At 45.4% G+C, this 452-nt stretch carries 1 protein-coding gene; it reads left to right on the top strand.

Annotated features, from left to right (window positions below):
• Positions 1-290 (top strand): TonB-dependent receptor plug domain-containing protein (locus ER639_RS12395; protein ID WP_205757721.1); only part of this gene is annotated, 290 nt, incomplete at its 5' end.
• Positions 291-452: the final 162 nt, after the last annotated feature.

Raw genomic sequence — 452 nt, 5'->3', positions numbered from 1 at the left:
GTACTGTACCAGGTATTACCCTTGGTGCCGGTGAAGGTGGCAACCCGAATGGTGATCGTCCATTTATCCGTGGTTATAACTCTGAAAGCTCAATGTATGTAGATGGAATTCGTAGTGCAACTTCGCAAAATCGTGAAATGTTTGCTGTAGAACAGGTTGAAGTCACCAAAGGTTCGGCTTCTGCTATGGGCGGTGCAGGGACCACTGGTGGTAGCATTAACATGATTTCTAAAGTTGCCAAAGCAGGGTATTCTTTAGAAGGTTCTGTTGCTGGAGGCACTGACAGCTAAGCACGTATTACCTTAGATGGTAATAAAGATTTTGGTAATGGTGTTGCAGCACGTGTGGCGGTGATGGGTCATCATAATGAAAAAGCCGGTCAAAAAGACGGTACTGAATATAAACGTGCAGGTATTGCGCCAAGTATTAGTTTTGGCCTGGATACCCCTACC

The sequence above is a fragment of the Macrococcus sp. DPC7161 genome (assembly GCF_004117835.1).
Taxonomy (GTDB): domain Bacteria; phylum Bacillota; class Bacilli; order Staphylococcales; family Staphylococcaceae; genus SDSC01.
This window is presented reverse-complemented; position numbering and strand designations above follow the sequence as displayed.